Consider the following 15,245-nt stretch of genomic DNA (forward strand, 5'->3'; position numbering starts at 1 on the left):
TAGCCGCCCGGCGGGAGGATTCAGGTCAACGTCGTATCAAGGCTTGGCTTTTTCCAGGTAGTGGAAGAAGTCACTGCTTGGGTCGAGGACCATGACGTCGGATTTGTTCGCGAAGCTTTCACGGTAGGCGCGCAGGCTACGGTAGAACGCGTAGAACTCCTGATCCTGACCGTAGGCCTTGGAATAGATCGCAGCGGCCTGGGCATCACCGTCACCGCGAACCTCCTCGGATTCACGATAGGCTTCAGCCAGCAGCACGCGGCGTTGACGATCGGCGTCGGCACGGATGCCTTCGGCCAGTTCGTTACCCTTGGCGCGGTGCTCGCGAGCTTCACGCTCACGCTCGGTGCTCATACGTTCGAACACGCTGCGGTTCACTTCTTTCGGCAGGTCGATGGTCTTGACCCGAACATCGACAACTTCGATGCCCAGTTCCTTTTCAGCCATCTTGTTCAGCGAAGCCGTGATATCCGCCATCAGCGCATCACGCTCACCCGACACTACTTCGTGCAGGGTGCGCTTACCGAACTGGTCACGCAGGCCCGATTCCAGACGACGGGACAGACGCTCGTCGGCAATCTGCTTGAGGCCGGAAGTCGCGGTGTAGTAACGCTCTGCGTCCTTCACGCGCCACTTGGCGAAGGCATCGACCATCACTGCTTTCTTTTCCAGCGTCAGGAAGCGTTGTGTCGGTGCATCCAGCGTCATCAGGCGTGCGTCGAATTTGCGCACCTGGTTGACGTAAGGCACTTTCACATGCAGGCCTGGCTGAACATCGGCCTGGACCACGCGACCGAACTGCAGCAACACCGCACGCTCGGTCTGAGCCACGATGTAGAAGCAGTTCCAGGCAGCGATCGCCACGACGACGCCGACAATAAGGGCGATCAGCGATTTATTGCTCATCAGCGACTCTCCCTGGTACGTGCTTGCTGTTGCTGCAGATCTGCTGCCGCACGTGCATTCGCTTCATTGCTGGTGGCTGTCGCACCGGTCATTGGAGTGCTGGTGCTGCGACCACTTTCGACCATCTTGTCCAGCGGCAGGTACAACAGGTTGTTCTGGCCATTCTTGTTGCCGGTCACGAGAACCTTGCTGGTGTTGCTGAAGACTTCCTGCATGGTGTCCAGGTACAGACGCTGGCGGGTGACTTCAGGAGCCTTGCGGTACTCGGCGACCAGCTTGGTGAAGCGATCAGCCTCACCCTTGGCGCGCGAGACGGTTTCGTCACGGTAGCCATTGGCATCTTCAAGGATGCGCTGGGCCTGACCACGGGCTTCCGGCACGACGCCGTTGGCATAGGTTTCAGCCTGGTTGCGCGAACGCTGCTCGTCTTCACGGGCCCGGATCACGTCATCGAAGGCTTCCTGGACTTCGCGCGGTGCCGCTGCGCTCTGTACGTTGACCTGGGTGACGGTGATACCGGTGCGATAGGTGTCCATGAAGCGTTGCAGACGCTCCTTGATCTCGCTGGCCATCAATTCACGACCTTCGGTCAGCACCTGGTCCATTGCGGTGGAACCCACCACATGGCGCAAGGCGCTGTCGGTCGCGTGCTGCAGGCTGATTTCCGGCTGATCGACGCTCAGCACGAAGTCCTGCAGGTTGCTGATCTTGTACTGCACGGTCAGTGGCACTTCGACGATGTTCTCGTCTTCAGTCAGCATCTGGCCCTGCTTGGTATAGGCACGCTCACGCGTTACGTTTTCCAAGTACTTCCTGTCGATCGGCGGGAAGTAGATATTCAGGCCCGGACCCACGGTTTCGTAGTACTTGCCGAAGCGCAGCACCACGGCTTGCTCCTGCTCGTCGACGACATAAACCGCGCTGTACAGCCATACGGCGGCCAGCACGACAAGGCCGATACCGAGCAAACCGCCAAAGCCGCCACTCTTGCCCGGACCACCGCCGTCGTCACCACCACGTTTCTTACCGCCACCGAACAAACCGTTCAGGCTTTCCTGCAGCTTTCGGAAGGCCTCGTCGAGATCCGGTGGCCCCTTGCGGTCGCCGTTGTTACGACGCTTGCCACCCCAAGGATCCTGATTATTCGAGTTGCCACCCGGCTCATTCCAAGCCATAGCGCTCTCCATCTGATAAAGCAAAGACGCACCCACGGCGCGCCGACCAATGCTACAGAATGCCTGTCACCACGGCACAACCGCTTTCTCAGGCTTTTATTGCAAAGTGTGTTGCTCGATGAACTCCATCGGTTGCAAACCTTCGCGACTCACCAGCCGATTCAATTCGGCTCGTGGCAAACGAACGGCCAGTAAACTGATGCCTTCGTCGTCATGCTCTTCTTTCTGTACAGCACCGAGTTCGAAAAACTGCGCACGCAGTCGAGCAAATCGATTCGGCAAGCGCAAGGTGCCAACAAACAACTCATCGCCAAGCAGCTCGGCCACGGCCTGCTTGAGCAGGTCCAGACCCGTACCATCTTTCGCCGAAAGCCAGACCCGCTGCGGTTTGCCATCGGCATCGCGCTGGATCTGCGGCTCCACGCCCTCGAGCAAATCGAGTTTGTTATAGACCTCCAGGATCGGCAAGTCTTGAGCCCCGATCTCTCCGAGCACCACCATGACCTGTTCAATCTGGGCCATGCGCTCGGGTTCATGGGAGTCGATCACGTGCAACAACAGGTCGGAGTTGCTCGACTCTTCGAGCGTAGCCCGAAAAGCCTCGACCAGCTTGTGCGGCAAGTGGCGAATGAAGCCCACGGTGTCAGCCAGCACGATCGGGCCGAGGTCATCGAGCTCGAGTCGACGCAAGGTCGGGTCGAGGGTGGCGAACAACTGGTCGGCCGCGAAGACATCGGAATCGGTCACCGAGTTGAACAGCGTCGATTTGCCGGCGTTGGTGTAACCCACCAGCGAAACCGTCGGAATGTCCGCTCGTTTGCGGCCACGGCGCGATTGCTCACGCTGGCTGCGGACCTTTTCCAGGCGTCCCTTGATCTGCCGCAGGCGAACCCGCAACAGGCGCCGGTCGGTTTCCAGCTGGGTTTCACCCGGACCGCGCAGGCCGATACCGCCTTTCTGCCGTTCAAGGTGAGTCCAGCCGCGAACCAGCCGCGTACTCATGTGCTCAAGCTGGGCCAGTTCGACCTGGAGCTTGCCTTCATGGGTGCGGGCGCGTTGGGCGAAGATATCGAGAATCAAGCCCGTGCGGTCGATCACGCGACACTCGAAAATACGTTCGAGGTTACGTTCCTGACTGGGCGTGAGGATGTGATTGAAAATCACCAGATCGACCTGCTCGGCCTGGACCAGGTCGCGCAATTCTTCGACCTTGCCGCTGCTGATCAGGGTTTTGGCGGTTGGCCGATGACGCGGCACGCTGAAAAACGCGACGGTCTCGGCGCCAGCCGAAATTGCCAACTCCTGAAACTCCTGCGGATCTTCGCGCGCCTCAGGGTCCTGACCATCCAAGTGAACGAGAATGGCTCGTTCACCACCACCGTGGCGCTCAAAGAACAAAGGAGACTCCTATCAGGCGTTACCTGGCTCAGCGTCACCTGCATCGGATTCGGTTGCGCTAGGCAGACGAATTGGACGAACCGGCACCACTGTAGAGATAGCGTGTTTGTAGACCATCTGGCTAACGGTGTTTTTCAGCAGGATGACGAATTGGTCGAAAGACTCGATCGTGCCTTGCAGTTTGATACCGTTGACCAGGTAGATGGACACCCCAACTTTTTCTTTACGCAAAGTATTCAAGTAAGGGTCTTGTAGCGAATGCCCTTTTGACATGTGCCGCACTCCTTTAAGGATTCAATATAAAAAATAGGTAAACAGATGGCTTTGGCCGCCACACCCCCAAGGATAGACGGCAATTGCAAGGACTCAGCTCAATATGGAGATGGTCCCCAGGTATTTCAAGGCGCGCGGCAGATTGTCGCAATCCAGACTGTCCAGCCAATGCAGGTCAGTCCAACTGCGCAGCCAGGTGAACTGGCGTTTCGCCAATTGGCGCGTGGCAATGATTCCACGCTCCTGCATCTCGGCTGACGTCAGCTTGCCATCCAGGTAGTCCCAGACTTGGCGGTAGCCTACTGCACGTATAGACGGCAACCCGGCATGCAGGTCACCTCTTTTACGCAGGGCTACGACCTCGTCAATGAATCCCTGTTCCAACATTAAAGTGAATCTTTGTTTAATTCGCTCGTGCAGTACCTGGCGATTTGCCGGGGCAATGGCCAAGTTCGCGACAGTATAGGGCAATTGTTGCCGTCCCGAAGCGGCTGCTTCAGTACTTTGCACAGATTGTTGCAAACGCAGGGCAGTCATGCTTTGACCACTGACACGATAAACTTCCAGTGCTCGACTGAGGCGCTGGGGATCGTTCGGGTGAATCCGCGCCGCAGACTCCGGATCGATCACTGCCAATTGTTCGTGCAAGGCTTGCCAGCCAAGGCGTGCAGCCTCTTCTTCGATCTGCGCGCGGACGTCGGGATCGGCCGCCGGCATATCCGCCAGACCTTCAACCAAAGCCTTGTAATAGAGCATGGTGCCGCCCACCAGCAGCGGTATTTTTCCGCGTGCGGTGATATCGGCCATGGCCTCCAGGGCGTCACGGCGGAAATCCGCAGCCGAATAGCTCTCGGCCGGGTCAAGAATATCGATCAGACGATGCGGATATTGCGCCAGCAGCTCTTTGGAAGGCTTGGCGGTGCCGATGTCCATGCCACGGTAGACCAGCGCCGAATCGACGCTGATCAACTCGCAAGGCAGGACTTTGGTGAGCTCGATGGCCAGGTCGGTCTTGCCGGCGGCGGTCGGGCCCATCAGGAAAATTGCAGGTGGGAACTGGCTCATCAACGACCGCGCAAGAACAGTTTGTCCAGATCATCCAGGCCCAGTTGGGTCCAGGTCGGTCGGCCATGGTTGCATTGACCGCTGCGCTCGGTGTTTTCCATGTCACGCAGCAGAGCGTTCATTTCCGGCAGGGCCAAACGCCGATTCGCACGAACCGCGCCGTGGCAGGCCATGGTTCCGAGCAATTCGTTCAGGTGCGCCTGAATGCGGTCGCTGGTGCCGAACTCCATCAGATCAGCCAGGACGTCGGCGACCAGCCGGTTGGCCTCGGCCTGCTTGAGCAGTGCCGGAATCTGCCGGATCGCCAGGGTTTCCGGGCCCAGGCGCTGCAATTCAAAGCCCAGGCGCTGGAACCAGGCGACATGCTCCTCGGCGCAATCGGCTTCACGCTGACTGACGGCCAGGGACTCCGGCACCAGCAACGGCTGGCCACTCAGGCCCTCGCTGGCCATCGCTACCTTCAGACGCTCATACATGATCCGCTCGTGGGCGGCATGCATGTCCACCAGCACCAGACCCTGGGCGTTCTCCGAAAGAATATAGATGCCCTTGAGTTGCGCCAGCGCATAACCGAGCGGCGGGATGTCGTCCTGCCCGGCCGGTAGCGCGACGGCATTGGCCTCGGGTAGCGGCGCAAAAAACTCGCGGTAGGCGGCCTGCGCTTCGGCGACAGGAACGCCGGACTGCGGACGCGGCGTGTATTGATACTGATAACCCGCGCCAGCTCCCGAACCTGCCGGCGTATTGAACGACGGCTGAGCCTGAGGCTGTTCCAGCAGCGCATTGGCGGCCAGGCGCATTTCGCCCTGAGGGCCGAATTCACCGGCTTCGAGGCCGGTAGGCCGGACGATGGCCGTGGCAACCGGCGCCGCCAGATGATCGTCGGGGCGCACATCGCCCAAGGCGCGGTGCAAGGTGCCGTAGAGGAAATCGTGAACCATGCGCCCTTCACGGAAACGCACTTCGTGCTTGGTCGGGTGCACGTTGACGTCGACGCCGGTCGGATCGACCTCGAAAAACAGTACGAAGGTCGGGTGCCGACCGTTGAACAGTACATCGCGATAGGCCTGGCGCACCGCGTGGGCCACCAGCTTGTCGCGCACGGCACGGCCATTGACGAAGAAATACTGCAAATCCGCCTGGCTACGATTGAAGGTCGGCAAGCCGACCCAGCCCCATAGATGCAGGCCATTGCGCTCGATTTCGATCGGCAGTGCCTGCTCCAGGAAGCCCGGCCCGCAGATCGCCGCCACGCGCCGGGCACGGGCCGCATCGTCGTGGGCCTCGTGCAGGCTGAGGATGGTCTTGCCGTTATGGCGCAGATGGAACGCCACATCGAAGCGCGCCAGGGCCAGACGCCTGATCACTTCTTGCAGGTGATCGAATTCGGTTTTTTCAGTCTTGAGAAACTTGCGCCGCGCCGGCGTGTTGAAGAACAGGTCGCGTACTTCAACCGAAGTGCCCACCGGGTGGGCCGCAGGCTGCACACGGGGCGCCATGTCCCGGCCCTCGGTCTCGACCTGCCAGGCCTGATCGGCGTCGCGGGTGCGGGAGGTCAGGGTCAGGCGCGCGACGGAGCTGATCGATGCCAGGGCTTCACCGCGAAACCCCAGGCTCATGACCTGTTCAAGGTCCTCCAGGTTGCGGATCTTGCTGGTGGCGTGACGGGCCAGGGCCAGCGGCAGGTCATCGGCGGAAATGCCGCTGCCATCGTCACGTACCCGCAGCAACTTGACGCCGCCCTGCTCCACATCGACATCGATGCGTCTGGCACCAGAGTCGAGGCTGTTTTCCAGCAATTCCTTGATCACCGAAGCCGGGCGTTCAACCACCTCACCCGCGGCAATCTGGTTCGCCAGTCGCGGGCTGAGCAGCTCGATTCGTGCGCCATTGTTCAGGACCTGATTCATTCTTTGGCCGCCAGTTCAGTGCCCGGAATAGTCAGGTGCTGACCGATCTTGAGCTCATCGCTCGACAGGTTGTTGGCGCTGCGCAGGGTGGCTGGCGACACCTGATAACGCACGGCGATCATCGCCAGGGTCTCGCCCGGGTTGACGCGATGGTCACGTGGACCTTGCACAATCTTGCCGGAGTCACGCAGCCAGGCAATGTAAGTGCCCGGCGGCGGGTTCTGCTGGAAGAACTGGCGCACACCGCTGCTGATCGAACGCGCCAACGCTTGCTGGTGGTTCGATGCCGCGAGTTTCGAGGCTTCGTTGGCGTTGGAGATGAACCCGGTTTCCACCAGGATCGACGGAATATCCGGCGACTTCAGCACCATGAACCCGGCCTGCTCGACCCGCTGCTTGTGCAGCGGCGTAACCCGGCCAATGTTGCTCAGCACCTTCTGGCCAACGTTCAGGCTGGACGTCAGGGATGCTGTCATCGACAGGTCGAGCAACACGCCGGCGAGCATGCGGTCCTTGTCATCGAGGCTGACGTTGCCGGCACCACCGATCAGGTCGGAACGGTTTTCGCTGTCGGCCAGCCAGCGGGCCGTCTCCGAGGTTGCGCCACGATCGGACAGGGCAAATACCGAAGCACCGAAAGCAGCGGCAGAAGGTGCGGCGTCGGCGTGGATCGAGACGAACAGGTCGGCGCCTTTCTTGCGGGCGATTTCGGTACGGCCGCGCAACGGAATGAAATAGTCGCCGGTACGGGTCAGTTCGGCGCGGAAGCCTTTCATGCCGCTGATCTGACGCTGCGTTTCGCGGGCGATCTGCAACACCACGTCTTTCTCACGCTGACCGCGAGAACCCGATGCACCCGGGTCTTCGCCGCCGTGTCCGGCGTCGATCACCACAACGATGTCGCGCTTGCCGGCCGGGGCCGGTGGCAGCTTGATTGCAGGTTCCGCAGGCGTTACCGGTACGGCGGGCACCGTGGCGACCGAGGGTGCAGGCGCTGGAGGTGGAGCGGCATCTGCGGCGTTATCGAACAGATCGACCACCAACCGGTTGCCGTACTGGGCGTTCGGCGCCAGGGAGAAGCTTTTTGGCGTCACGGCCTTTTTCAGGTCGATGACCACCCGCAGGTCGGTCGGCGTGCGTTGGGCCGAGCGCATGGCGGTAATCGGGGTGTTCGAGGTATTGACGTTGAGCGGCGCACCGAGGGTCGCGCCATTGATGTCGATGACTAGGCGATCCGGAGCCGTGAGGGTAAAGACGCTGTGTTGCACCGGGCCGGTCAGGTCAAACACCAGCCGCGTGTTGTCCGGTGCCCGCCACAGACGAACACTGTTGACCTTCGTATCGGCCACAGCGTCGACGGTCACCGCCAGAAACAACACCCCTACGGCAGCCACCAACGCGCGAAAGCGCATACCTAACCCCATCATCTATATGGATTCCAATGCCAAAGCGGCACACCAGGACTCGCCACGCGAACCCTGGGATAAAATTTTCAGCGAACGTCCGCTGTCTTGCGGGCTAATGGTAATGGTCAGGTCGGGCTTTGGCAAAAAGCCTGCACCTTTTTCGGACCACTCGATCAGGCACAGGGCGTCGTCTTCGAAGTAGTCGCGGATGCCGAGGAATTCCAGCTCTTCCGGGTCGACCAGGCGATACAGGTCGAAATGGAAAGCGCGAATGTCGCCGATCTCGTAGGGCTCGACCAAGGTGAAGGTCGGACTTTTTACCGCCCCGACATGCCCCAGACCACGGATGATGCCTCGGGACAACGTGGTTTTGCCCATCCCCAGGTTGCCCTCAAGGAAGATCAGGCCATGGCCTTGGGTGATTCGGGCAATGCGTGCGCCAAAGTCGCTCATGGCCTGCTCATCGGCCAGGTACAGGGTTACTTCAGACACGGGGCTTGCTCCTCCAACAACTGACGAATGGCTGGAATAAGATCACTGGCCGCCAGCCCACGGCCCAATTTTCCTTGTTGTTCACCGGCATTTGCGTGCAGCCAGACCGCCAGGCAGGCCGCGTCGAATGCCTCCATACCCTGGGCCAGCAGCGCGCCGACCAAACCGGCCAGCACATCGCCCAAACCGGCAGAGGCCATCGCCGGGTGCCCTTGATGACACAGCGCCAGACGCCCATCGGGATGGGCGATCAGGCTGCCGGCACCTTTCAGAACGACGACCGCTGCATATTTTTTGCTCAATGCATGGGCCGCAGCCGGTCGATCGGCTTGAACCTGGGCCGTGCTCATTCCGAGTAACCGCGCAGCTTCGCCCGGATGAGGCGTGAGCACACAATTCTTGGGCAAACTCACACGTTCCTCGGCCAACATATTCAGTGCATCGGCGTCCCAGACTTGCGGCAGCGGCGCGTTGGCGGCGGCCGACAACAAGCTGCGCCCCCAGCCAGCCTGGCCCAGCCCCGGACCGACAACCAACACTGAAACTTTTTGAAGCAAACCCATCAACTGATTGGCCGACGAAGTGCCCAGCACCATCGCCTCGGGGATCCGCGCCAGCGCGGCGCAAACGTGTTCGCTGCGGGTCGCCACCGACACCATGCCCGCCCCGCTGCGCAGCGCACTTTGTGCGCTCAGCAGGATTGCACCACCGAAACCGCGATCACCGCCGATCAGCAGCACATGGCCGAATCGGCCTTTATGGGAGGTCGGGGGCCGGGGCGCTGGGCGCGGCAGGTTTGCAGCAGTTAGACGACGAGCGGAGAAAGCTGCGCCGCCAATCAGCTGCGGATCGGCGTGCAAGTCATTGAATACCAATTCGCCGACCCCATCCGCCGCCTCACCGGTGAGCAACCCCAGCTTCAACCCGATGAACGTCACCGTCAGGTCGGCACACACTGCGCAGCCAAGCACACGGCCGGTATCGGCGCACAGCCCCGAAGGGATATCCACCGCCGCAACCGGCAACCCGCTGGTGTTGATCGCGGCGATGGCACTGGCATACGGCTCGCGCACGTCGCCGCTCAAGCCGGTGCCAAGCAAAGCATCCAGCACAATACCGCGCAATCCGGATTGTGCGGTCCAGGGCTCGATGACCACTTTTTCAGACACCGCCTCGGCATGGGCCAACGCCGCATCGCCCAGCAGGCGTTGAGGATCCCCCACCGCCAGTACCCGCACTGCCCAACCGGCACGCCTGGCCAGCGCCGCCACCAGATAACCGTCCCCGGCATTGTTGCCATGACCGGCCAGCACGCTCAATTCGCTCGCCGTCGGCCATTGGCGGACGAGCGCGCGCCACGTTGCCCGCGCCGCGCGCTGCATCAGTTCGAAGCCCGCTGTGCCAGCGGCAATCAGGCTCGCGTCGAGTGCTCGCACCTGGGCGGCGCTGTACAGCGCGTCGGGTAATTCATCTTTAGTGTGCGGCATGCGTCTTCGGGCTCCGATGTCTGGCAGAATTATACGCACCTCAGCTCCGGTTTCTCTCGCCTCATGCCCGCTATTACCACAGACCTGCCTGCCCTCGCCCAATCCATCAAGGACTGGGGCCGCGAGCTGGGCTTTCAACAAGTCGGCATCAGCGGCCTCGACCTGGCCGAGCATGAGCAGCACCTGGAGCGCTGGCTCGCCGCCGGCTACCACGGCGAAATGGACTACATGGGCGCCCATGGCAGCAAGCGCTCGCATCCGGAAGAACTGGTGCCGGGCACTTTGCGCGTGGTTTCGCTGCGCATGGATTACCTGTCCGGCGACACGCAGATGGCAAAAATGCTCGCCCAACCGGAAAAAGCCTACGTTTCGCGTTATGCCCTGGGCCGTGATTACCACAAGCTGATCCGCAAGCGTGTGCAACAACTGGCGGAAAAAATTCAGGCCGAGATCGGACCGTTCGGCTTCCGCGCCTTTGTCGACAGTGCCCCCGTGCTTGAAAAAGCCATCGCCGAACAGGCTGGTCTGGGCTGGATCGGCAAAAACACTCTGGTTTTGAATCGCAAGGCAGGCAGTTATTTCTTCCTCGCCGAACTGTTCGTTGACTTGCCGCTGCCGGTAGACCCGCCCCACGCCACTGAACACTGCGGGCGGTGCAGCGCCTGCCTCGACATCTGTCCGACCAACGCCTTCGTCGGCCCCTATGTGCTGGATGCGCGGCGCTGCATTTCCTACCTGACCATCGAACTCAAAGGCGCCATCCCCGAAGAGTTGCGGCCGCTGATCGGCAATCGGGTGTTCGGTTGCGATGATTGTCAGATTGTCTGCCCCTGGAACCGCTTCGCCCGCCCGTCCGGCGAAAGCGACTTCAAGCCACGGCACAACCTGGACAACGCCGAACTGGCGGAACTGTTCATGTGGGATGAGGAGAAGTTCCTGAGCAGCACCGAAGGCTCGCCCTTGCGCCGGACGGGCTATGAAAACTGGTTGCGCAACCTGGCGGTAGGTTTGGGGAATGCGCCTTCAACGATTCCAGTGCTGGAAGCGCTGAAGGCGCGACGGGAGCACCCGTCGGCGCTGGTACGTGAACATGTCGAGTGGGCGTTGCGGCAACATGCCGAACGTCAGGCTTCGTCGTTATAGACGAACTTGGGCATTTCCCAATGAAAACGGATCGCCAGCAAGCGCATCAGAAAACCACCGAACAGGGTGATCAGAATAGATTGTTCATCGGGTAATTGCAGATAGATGCAGAGCATGTAGCACCACGCCGCCGCAAACGACACGCTGGCATAGAGCTCACGCCGGAAGATCAGCGGAATATCGTTGCAGAAAATGTCCCGCAGGATGCCGCCGAAAACGCCGGTGATCACGCCGCTGACCGATGCCACCAACATGCCATGCCCCATTTCCAGGGCGGTGATGCAGCCGATCAGGGTGAAAGCCACCAGACCCATGGCGTCGAGCACCAGGAACAGTGAGCGCAAATGCCGCATCCAGCGCGCCGTGAACACGGTAATCATGGCGGCCGCCGTGGTCAGCACCAGGTATTCCGGGTGTTTGACCCACGTCAGCGGGTAATGCCCGAGCAGCACATCGCGCACCGAACCGCCACCCAGCGCCGTGACACAAGCGATCAGCACCACACCGAACCAGTCCATGCCGCGACGCCCGGCAGACAGGGCACCGGTCATGGCTTCGGTGGTGATGGCGATCAGGTAGAGCATCAGCAACATGGTGGCGGTCCTTGCAGAAAGGCGCGCAGTCTACTCAGTTCACCCAGGCACCAAAAGAGGGCGCGACCCGACCACTGGTGGCGACTGTGCCTACGCCATCGTCGGAACGCCGCCCGGAGCAAGCTCGCTCTCACAGGTACAGCGCCGACACTGTGGGAGCGAGCTTGCTCGCGATGGGGCCGGAACGGACGACCCTGAATCAGAACTTGATGAAATGCTTGCGGTAGTGCTGCAGTTCAGCGATCGATTCGCGGATGTCGTCCAGCGCCAGATGGGTGCTGCCCTTCTTGAAGCTGTCACGCACGTCCGGTGCCCAGCGCGCAGCCAGCTCTTTGAGCGTGGACACATCGAGGTTGCGGTAGTGGAAATAGCTTTCCAGGGATTTCATGTGGGTATAAAGGAAGCGACGATCCTGGCAGATGCTGTTGCCGCAGATCGGCGACTTGCCCTTCGGCACCCACTTCTCCAGGAATGCGATGGTTTCGGCTTCGGCTTCGGCCATGCTGATGCGGCTGTCGCGAACCCGCTGGGTCAGCCCGGAGCCGCCGTGTTGACGGGTATTCCACTCGTCCATGCCGGCGAGGATTTCGTCACTGTGGTGAATGGCGATCACCGGGCCTTCGGCCAGGGTGTTCAGGTCGCTGTCGGTGACGATGGTGGCCATTTCGATAATGACGTCGGTATCAGGGTTCAGACCGGTCATTTCCAGGTCGATCCAGATCAGGTTCTGCGGGTTTTGCATGTGTCGGCTCCTAGGCAATGCTGCGCAGTTTAGCCTAGGCCGGTGGCCGGGCGTGCTAAACTCGCGGCCGTTTTACCTAATCGCTGCATTCTTGATACGGAACACCCATGGCCAAACGCCAACTCAATCGCCGCCAAAACTGGCGCATCGAAAAGATTCAGGGCGAACGCGCTGCCCGCGCCGCCAAACGCGAGTCCTCGGCTGTCGAGGCACTCGAGGGCGGCGATCTGGGCCCGGAACAGCACGGTCTGGTGATCGCGCACTTCGGAGTGCAGGTCGAGGTCGAAGCCCGCGACGGCGAACTGGCCGGCCAGGTGTTCCGTTGCCACCTGCGTGCCAACCTGCCGGCGCTGGTGACCGGCGATCAGGTGGTGTGGCGCGCCGGCAACCAGGGCATCGGTGTGATCGTAGCGCAACTGCCGCGCAACACCGAGCTGTGCCGCCCGGACAGCCGTGGTCAGCTCAAGCCTGTGGCGGCCAACGTCGACATGATCGTCATCGTGTTTGCACCGCTGCCCGAGCCCCACGCCAACCTGATCGACCGTTATCTGGTGGCGGCCGAGCATGCGGGCATCAAGCCGCTGCTGCTGCTGAACAAGTTCGACCTGATCGATGAAAACAACGCGCCAGCGCTGAATGCCTTGCTCTCCGTATACCGCACCCTCGGCTACCCGGTGCTGGAAGTGTCGGCGCATCACGGTAATGGTATGGAGCAGTTGCAGACGCAGCTGGACGGACGCATCAGCGTGTTCGTCGGCCAGTCCGGTGTCGGCAAGTCGTCATTGGTCAACAGTCTGCTGCCGGATGTCGAAGCCCGCGTCGGCCCGCTGTCCGAGCTGTCTGGCCAGGGTACTCACACCACCACCACCGCGCGTTTGTTCCACTTCCCCGGCGGCGGTGAGTTGATCGACTCCCCGGGTATCCGCGAATTCGGCCTGGGCCACGTCAGCCGCGCCGACGTCGAAGCCGGCTTCATCGAGTTCAACGACCTGCTTGGCACCTGCCGCTTCCGCGACTGCAAGCATGACCGCGAACCCGGTTGCGCCCTCCTCAAGGCCCTTGAAGACGGCCGCGTGCAGCAACAACGGATGAACAGCTACCGCTCGATCATCGCCAGCCTGCCGGAAAACGGCTACTAAACAGATGTTCCGACCGCCCGGCCTTCAGCGGGGCGGTCGGCGGCCGGATCTTCCCCCCACTCAAACATCAGACCTTTCTGTAAGACGCCCGCACGCGCGCTTGTAGGGCATTTCTCTTTCCGCACCCAGCCCTTGTGGCCGCCCTGCAATCGCCTAAGTTCAAACCCTCTTCGCACTCCAGCGACATCGAGGGACACCCATGCAAACCTACCATCTGTTCATCAGCCACTCGTGGAACTACCCCGACGCCCACGACAATCTCGTGCGCCTGCTCAACGCCAAGCCCGGTTTTACCTACAAGAATTTTTCGGTGCCACCGGACAACCCTATTGTCGGCGCGAAAACCGACAAACAACTTGAGGAGGCCATCGAAAACAAGATTCGCCCGTGTTCGGCGGTGTTGATCATGGCCGGGATGTACTCCACCTACAGCAAGTGGATCAACAAGGAAATCGAGATCGCCAAGCGCATGGGCAAGGTGATCATTGCGATCAAGCCGTTCGGTGCCGAGCGGATTTCCACGGTGGTACGTGACGCGGCACATGCCGAATGTGCGTGGAACACCAACAGCATCATCGATGCGATTCGCCAGCATACGGCGGTGTAACCATGCGCAAGGGACTGTTTATCGGCATCAACGATTACACCCATGTATCGCGCCTGAGCGGTTGCAGCAATGACGCCATGGCCATGGCATCCGTGCTGAAGACCGACGCCAATGGCGATCCGAACTTCAAGAACATCGTGCTGACCTCCGCCGAGGACTACCTGAGCCGGGAAAAGCTCGAAGACCAGATCCGCGAGCTGTTTGCCGGAGACTGCAATGTCGCGCTGCTGTATTTCGCCGGCCACGGCAGCTTCGACACCGACACCGACGAAGGCATGTTGATCCCGCAGGATTACAAGAGCGCCAAGGACGGGATTCGCCTCAGCGACATTCTCAACTGGGCGAGCAAGGCCACGAAGATCAAAAACAAAGTGATCATTCTCGATTGTTGCCAGAGCGGCTCGGCCGGCGAACTGCGCGCCTTGCGCAGTGAGGGCAGCGTGGTCGGCGAAGGCATGACCATTCTGACTGCCTGCAAAAAGGAAGAGCCGGCGATGGAAGGCGTGCAACACGGCGTGTTCACCGGACTTTTGCTCCAGGCCCTGCACGGCGGAGCAGCGAACATCCTGGGCAAGATCACACCCGGCAGCCTCTATTCGTTTGTCGACAACGCCCTCGATGCCTGGGAACAGCGCCCGGTGTTCAAGACCAACGTGTCGCAGTTCATTTCCCTGCGCGAAGTGTCGCCGCTGATCCCCAAGGAAATCCTGCGCAAACTCCCCGAATGGTTTGCCGAAGCCGAGTCGGTGTACCCCCTCGCCCCCAGCTTTGAGCCCACCGAGCCTGAATTCAACCCGGAGCACGGCGACGTCTTCGCCCAGTTGCAAAAGTGCAACCGTCACAGCCTCATCGAACCGGTGGACGCCGAGCATATGTACTACGCCGCCATCCACTCCACCGGCTGGCGCC

General features: G+C 60.9%; 15 protein-coding genes. 4 read left to right on the forward strand and 11 right to left on the reverse strand.

Going from position 1 to position 15,245, the window contains the following annotated elements:
• Nucleotides 1–36 precede the first annotated feature (36 nt).
• From hflC to PMI29_RS23835, 9 genes are all read right to left on the reverse strand, one after another.
• A complete protein-coding gene (gene hflC, locus PMI29_RS23875) occupies nucleotides 37–906 on the reverse strand; it encodes a protease modulator HflC (protein ID WP_007995015.1) in 870 nt (289 codons plus the stop codon).
• Nucleotides 906–2,081 (reverse strand): FtsH protease activity modulator HflK, encoded by a 1,176-nt coding sequence (gene hflK / locus PMI29_RS23870; RefSeq protein WP_007995017.1) that lies wholly within the window; start codon nucleotides 2,079–2,081, stop codon nucleotides 906–908. Before hflK ends, hflC begins: the two co-directional genes overlap by 1 nt.
• A 96-nt stretch (nucleotides 2,082–2,177) precedes the next feature.
• Nucleotides 2,178–3,479, reverse strand: coding sequence for a ribosome rescue GTPase HflX (gene hflX, locus PMI29_RS23865; RefSeq protein WP_007995019.1), 1,302 nt, complete (start codon nucleotides 3,477–3,479; stop codon nucleotides 2,178–2,180).
• 12 nt (nucleotides 3,480–3,491) lie between these two features.
• Entirely contained in the window at nucleotides 3,492–3,752 is a 261-nt protein-coding gene (gene hfq / locus PMI29_RS23860) for an RNA chaperone Hfq (RefSeq protein ID WP_003221112.1), read from the reverse strand.
• Between the two features lie 93 nt (nucleotides 3,753–3,845).
• Entirely contained in the window at nucleotides 3,846–4,817 is a 972-nt protein-coding gene (miaA, locus tag PMI29_RS23855; protein ID WP_007995021.1) for a tRNA (adenosine(37)-N6)-dimethylallyltransferase MiaA, read from the reverse strand.
• On the reverse strand, nucleotides 4,817–6,727 hold the full coding sequence (mutL, locus tag PMI29_RS23850; RefSeq protein ID WP_007995023.1) for a DNA mismatch repair endonuclease MutL: 1,911 nt from the start codon (nucleotides 6,725–6,727) through the stop codon (nucleotides 4,817–4,819). The genes miaA and mutL overlap by 1 nt, the downstream gene beginning before the upstream one ends.
• Complete coding sequence (locus PMI29_RS23845; RefSeq protein ID WP_007995025.1) at nucleotides 6,724–8,154, reverse strand: N-acetylmuramoyl-L-alanine amidase; 1,431 nt, start codon at nucleotides 8,152–8,154, stop codon at nucleotides 6,724–6,726. Before PMI29_RS23845 ends, mutL begins: the two co-directional genes overlap by 4 nt.
• Nucleotides 8,155–8,625 carry a tRNA (adenosine(37)-N6)-threonylcarbamoyltransferase complex ATPase subunit type 1 TsaE gene (gene tsaE, locus PMI29_RS23840; RefSeq protein WP_007995027.1) on the reverse strand — a complete coding sequence of 157 codons (471 nt, stop codon included), beginning with the start codon at nucleotides 8,623–8,625 and terminating at the stop codon, nucleotides 8,155–8,157.
• Complete coding sequence (locus tag PMI29_RS23835; protein ID WP_007995029.1) at nucleotides 8,613–10,112, reverse strand: bifunctional ADP-dependent NAD(P)H-hydrate dehydratase/NAD(P)H-hydrate epimerase; 1,500 nt, start codon at nucleotides 10,110–10,112, stop codon at nucleotides 8,613–8,615. Before PMI29_RS23835 ends, tsaE begins: the two co-directional genes overlap by 13 nt.
• Before the next feature lie 63 nt (nucleotides 10,113–10,175).
• On the opposite strand from PMI29_RS23835, the gene queG reads away from it, so the two are divergent.
• Nucleotides 10,176–11,255 (forward strand): tRNA epoxyqueuosine(34) reductase QueG, encoded by a 1,080-nt coding sequence (queG, locus tag PMI29_RS23830; RefSeq protein WP_007995031.1) that lies wholly within the window; start codon nucleotides 10,176–10,178, stop codon nucleotides 11,253–11,255.
• On the opposite strand, the gene PMI29_RS23825 is transcribed toward queG, so the two are convergent.
• Together PMI29_RS23825 and orn are read right to left on the reverse strand one after the other, a co-directional pair.
• The gene (locus PMI29_RS23825; protein ID WP_007995034.1) at nucleotides 11,237–11,848 is read right to left on the reverse strand and encodes a trimeric intracellular cation channel family protein; all 612 of its coding nucleotides are present in this window, start codon (nucleotides 11,846–11,848) and stop codon (nucleotides 11,237–11,239) included. The genes queG and PMI29_RS23825 overlap by 19 nt on opposite strands.
• A 199-nt stretch (nucleotides 11,849–12,047) precedes the next feature.
• Nucleotides 12,048–12,590 carry an oligoribonuclease gene (orn, locus tag PMI29_RS23820; protein ID WP_007995036.1) on the reverse strand — a complete coding sequence of 181 codons (543 nt, stop codon included), beginning with the start codon at nucleotides 12,588–12,590 and terminating at the stop codon, nucleotides 12,048–12,050.
• Between the two features lie 107 nt (nucleotides 12,591–12,697).
• Here orn and rsgA point away from each other — a divergent pair, with 107 nt between their 5' ends.
• From rsgA to PMI29_RS23805, 3 genes are all read left to right on the forward strand, one after another.
• Entirely contained in the window at nucleotides 12,698–13,729 is a 1,032-nt protein-coding gene (gene rsgA / locus PMI29_RS23815; RefSeq protein ID WP_007995038.1) for a small ribosomal subunit biogenesis GTPase RsgA, read from the forward strand.
• A gap of 199 nt (nucleotides 13,730–13,928) precedes the next feature.
• Nucleotides 13,929–14,336, forward strand: coding sequence for a TIR domain-containing protein (locus PMI29_RS23810; RefSeq protein WP_007995042.1), 408 nt, complete (start codon nucleotides 13,929–13,931; stop codon nucleotides 14,334–14,336).
• 2 nt (nucleotides 14,337–14,338) lie between these two features.
• Nucleotides 14,339–15,245: caspase family protein (locus PMI29_RS23805; protein WP_007995043.1), on the forward strand; the 907-nt coding region annotated here is incomplete at its 3' end.

Source organism: Pseudomonas sp. GM49 (assembly GCF_000282355.1).
Lineage (GTDB): Bacteria > Pseudomonadota > Gammaproteobacteria > Pseudomonadales > Pseudomonadaceae > Aquipseudomonas.

Coding starts and splice junctions, on each gene's coding strand:
- hflC (WP_007995015.1), bottom strand. CDS start 906: ATGAGCAATAAATCGCTGATCGCCCTTATTGTCGGCGTCGTCGTGGCG.
- hflK (WP_007995017.1), bottom strand. CDS start 2,081: ATGGCTTGGAATGAGCCGGGTGGCAACTCGAATAATCAGGATCCTTGG.
- hfq (WP_003221112.1), bottom strand. CDS start 3,752: ATGTCAAAAGGGCATTCGCTACAAGACCCTTACTTGAATACTTTGCGT.
- miaA (WP_007995021.1), bottom strand. CDS start 4,817: ATGAGCCAGTTCCCACCTGCAATTTTCCTGATGGGCCCGACCGCCGCC.
- mutL (WP_007995023.1), bottom strand. CDS start 6,727: ATGAATCAGGTCCTGAACAATGGCGCACGAATCGAGCTGCTCAGCCCG.
- PMI29_RS23845 (WP_007995025.1), bottom strand. CDS start 8,154: ATGATGGGGTTAGGTATGCGCTTTCGCGCGTTGGTGGCTGCCGTAGGG.
- PMI29_RS23835 (WP_007995029.1), bottom strand. CDS start 10,112: ATGCCGCACACTAAAGATGAATTACCCGACGCGCTGTACAGCGCCGCC.
- queG (WP_007995031.1), top strand. CDS start 10,176: ATGCCCGCTATTACCACAGACCTGCCTGCCCTCGCCCAATCCATCAAG.
- PMI29_RS23825 (WP_007995034.1), bottom strand. CDS start 11,848: ATGTTGCTGATGCTCTACCTGATCGCCATCACCACCGAAGCCATGACC.
- orn (WP_007995036.1), bottom strand. CDS start 12,590: ATGCAAAACCCGCAGAACCTGATCTGGATCGACCTGGAAATGACCGGT.
- rsgA (WP_007995038.1), top strand. CDS start 12,698: ATGGCCAAACGCCAACTCAATCGCCGCCAAAACTGGCGCATCGAAAAG.
- PMI29_RS23810 (WP_007995042.1), top strand. CDS start 13,929: ATGCAAACCTACCATCTGTTCATCAGCCACTCGTGGAACTACCCCGAC.